We start from the raw sequence: 1,534 nt of genomic DNA, 5'->3' as shown, positions 1-1,534 counted from the left end.
CCCGAGGTCGGCGACCACGTGGTCTACGAGATCGGTGACGACTCACTGATCATCGTGCGCACGGCGCCGGACGAGATCCGCGCCTTCGTCAACGCGTGCCTGCACCGCGGCCGCAAACTGCGCACGGCCGGCGGCAACGTCGGCGAGTTCCGCTGCTCGTTCCACGGCTTCGCCTGGAACCTGGACGGCACCATGCAGACCCCGCCCTGCGCCTGGGACTTCCCGCACGTCAGCCCGGAGAAGTTCGCCCTGCCCGAGGCCAAGGTGGCCACCTGGCGCGGCTTCGTGTTCATCAACATGGACCCGTACGCGGAGTCCTTCGAGAGCTACCGCGGCACCTTCGACGAGTACTACATCTGGCCGCTGCAGGACCGCTACAAGTCGCTGCACATCGCCAAGGTGCTGCCCTGCAACTGGAAGATCGCCCAGGACGCGTTCATCGAGTCCTTCCATGTGATCGCGACCCACCCGCAGATGCTGCCGTGGCTCGCCGACGCCAACTCGCAGTACGACGTCATGGCGGACCAGCCCAACTGGAACCGCATGATCAACATCCAGGGTGCGCCCAGCCCGCACGTGGCGGATTCCGTCACCGAGGAGGACGTGCTGGAGACCTTCTACGACTCGCGCGCGTTCTACGCCGCCGCCCAGGGCCGTGACCTGGTGATGCAGGAGGGCGACGAACTGCCGGCGATCCCCCCGGGCGGCACCGCCCGCCAGGTCCTCGCCGAGCGGATGCGCGCCCAACTGGCGGCCACCTCGCAGCAGGACTTCTCCCAGGCCGCCGACACCGAACTGCTGGACGCCATCAACTACCTGCTGTTCCCCAACTTCAATCCCTGGGGCGGCGCCAAGTCCAACATCATCTACCGGTTCCGGCCCAACGGTCTCGATCCCGACTCCTGCACCGCCGAGATCATCTTCATGTCGGCCCCGAAGAAGGAGGGCGAGATGCCGCCCCCGGCCGAGATCCGCTGGGTGCCGGAGGACATGCTCTTCGCCGACATCCCCGAACTGGGTGTGCTCGGACCCGTCTTCGACCAGGACTGCGAGAACCTGCCCTACGTCCAGCAGGGCCTGAAGACCATGCGCAAGCCCGGCATCACCCTGGCCAACTACCAGGAGAGCCGCATCCGCCACTTCAACCAGACCCTCGACCGGTGGATGAACAAGTGACCGTGACCCACCGGGTCGCGGTCAGGCCCTCCGGCGTCGAACTGGAGGTGCGAGATGGCGAGGACCTGTTCACCGCGGCCCAGCGGCTCGGTTACCGCTGGCCCACCGTCTGCGGCGGCAAGGCCACCTGCCGCACCTGCTTCGTCCAGGTGGAGGAGGGCGCCGAGAACTGTTCTCCCGTGGGCCCGCTGGAGCGCGAGGGCATCGAGGCTCTGCGAAGGCCGCTGGACGGCCTGACCCGGCTCGCCTGCCGGCTCCGGGTCCAGGGCCCGGTGACCGTGACCAAACGCGGCGTACGCCGCAGACCGCAGGAGTGAGCCGTGAGCGCCAAGCAAGTGACCCATCCGCTGACCGGGCA

General features: G+C 67.9%; 2 protein-coding genes. Both read left to right on the top strand.

Translation table 11 applies throughout. The annotated features are described in order from the left end of the window. A partial coding sequence (locus ACIBVL_RS43215) for an SRPBCC family protein (protein WP_399106781.1) occupies window positions 1–1,176 on the top strand: 1,176 nt, incomplete at its 5' end. Beyond that, on the top strand, window positions 1,161–1,493 hold the full coding sequence (locus ACIBVL_RS43210) for a 2Fe-2S iron-sulfur cluster-binding protein (RefSeq protein ID WP_399106779.1): 333 nt from the start codon (window positions 1,161–1,163) through the stop codon (window positions 1,491–1,493). The genes ACIBVL_RS43215 and ACIBVL_RS43210, both read left to right, overlap by 16 nt. Window positions 1,494–1,534: the final 41 nt, after the last annotated feature.

The sequence above is a fragment of the Streptomyces sp. NPDC049687 genome (assembly GCF_044465285.1).
GTDB lineage: Bacteria > Actinomycetota > Actinomycetes > Streptomycetales > Streptomycetaceae > Streptomyces.
Note: the sequence above shows the minus strand (reverse complement) of the source record. Positions and strands in the feature narration are given on the sequence as shown.